General features: G+C 44.7%; 3 protein-coding genes. 2 read left to right on the top strand and 1 reads right to left on the bottom strand.

Annotated elements, in window-relative coordinates; all coding sequences use genetic code 11:
- Positions 1-200: 200 nt before the first annotated feature.
- Positions 201-638 (top strand): zinc ribbon domain-containing protein, encoded by a 438-nt coding sequence (locus tag TX77_RS10615; protein WP_049917358.1) that lies wholly within the window; start codon positions 201-203, stop codon positions 636-638.
- 261 nt (positions 639-899) lie between these two features.
- On the top strand, positions 900-1,124 hold the full coding sequence (locus TX77_RS10620; RefSeq protein WP_042171550.1) for a hypothetical protein: 225 nt from the start codon (positions 900-902) through the stop codon (positions 1,122-1,124).
- Between the two features lie 180 nt (positions 1,125-1,304).
- On the opposite strand, the gene TX77_RS10625 is transcribed toward TX77_RS10620, so the two are convergent.
- Positions 1,305-1,601: CPBP family intramembrane glutamic endopeptidase (locus tag TX77_RS10625; protein ID WP_044505078.1), on the bottom strand; the 297-nt coding region annotated here is incomplete at its 5' end.

Below are 1,601 nucleotides of genomic sequence, written 5' to 3' on the forward strand. Positions count from 1 at the left end.
GCAGCTCGATGGAGCAAATGATTAAGGTGTGCGGCTAGTATGCCGCATACTTCGTCATGAGACGATCATAGAGCGAATAGACTTTAGTAAGGTAAGCTGTCGGGCAAAAATAATTTGGTGATCAATCGACATATTCCTACAAACATCAACTCTTTTTTCCGTTATTCTAAATATAAGTACATGATGAGGAGTGGATTATTATGGGTTTTTTCGACAAGTTGAAGGAAGGCGCTTCTAAGGCGGCGGATAAAGCGAAGGAGTCGGTAGAGGTAGTTCGTCTCAACTCGCAAATTTCGGCAAAGCGCAAAGATATTGAGAAGAACTATATTCAAATCGGTGAAGCCGTATTTCAAGCGAATTTGTCCAATGATTTGACTGCTGCCGAGCCGGCCATCACTAAATCGAGCGAGCAGATTGTAGCCTTGCAGCAAGAGATCGATGAGCTGGAAGAAAAAATTATGGAAATCAAGGATGAGAAGGATTGCGTATGCGGAAAAGTGGTGCCGATCGACACCAAGTTTTGTCCTTCCTGCGGACATAAATTTGAAGAGGTTCCAGCAGCCGAGAGCACAGAGGAGCCTGAAGTGGTTCCAGCCCCAACACCAACATCATCATCTTCAAGCGAAACGCCGCAATAATCATTTGATCAGCCAAAGCTGTCGAGAATTTCTCGGCAGCTTTTTTCTATATTATTACGAAAATGCAATCTGATTCGCTATAATGAGAAACAGGTTTGCTGTTCATATAGAACAAAATGTAAAACTGCAGTTTGTCTGTCGCCTTATTGACGATTTATGACATCAAAATGCAAATGTGCATTTGAAATGCTCCTAAAGTGCTGTTATTGGCTGATTTTGGCGAAACAACCTGCACTTTTGCATTTTGAGGGGGAAAAACAGATGAAATGGGCTGATCAACCTGTACTTTTACATTTTGATGCGGTTTGGAGCACTTTGACACACATCGACCTGCACTGCTGTATGTTGTTCGAGATGTGGCTCACGCTCATGAGGAATTTCGCTAGCTCCCGCCATCTCATCGGCTATATTACCCATCCTTTAACGGATGCCCCAGTAAGCAAACGGATTGTGCATGTAATGAAGAGCTGCTTGGCGTTTTATTGATCTTGCTGATTTACAACAGCAACTGTTGCGGGTATGCCCTAAGAAAGCCAGCAAGCAAAGCAAGCTAAAACCAGCAAGCCAACACACCAGCAGTCTTTCAATAAAAAAAGAAACCCGACGTGTACAAAACGTTGGGCTTCTCTAAATTCAGAGCCAATTCCTAAGCGGCTCGCTCTAACGCTATGCTCTGTTTTTTCTCCGATATAGGAAGTAAACAACTGTAATACCCGCCAGCAGCATAATAATCGAAATCAAGCTGCCCTCGATGCCGAACGAAGCGCCGGACAGCCAAGCGGGGCCTTTGTCCGTTGTGTAGAGAATGGAGTCATCCACAGTTGTACCGGATACGTTGAAGCCGTAAATGTTGCCTTGGAGATAGTTCCACGTTAGGTGCATTCCAATCGGCCACCATAATCCCCCGGTCAACTCGCGGGCTATACCAAAGATCAACCCGGCCAAGATCAGGTTAATAATCGG

The organism is Megasphaera massiliensis (assembly GCF_000455225.1).
Taxonomy (GTDB): Bacteria; Bacillota; Negativicutes; order Veillonellales; family Megasphaeraceae; genus Megasphaera; species Megasphaera massiliensis.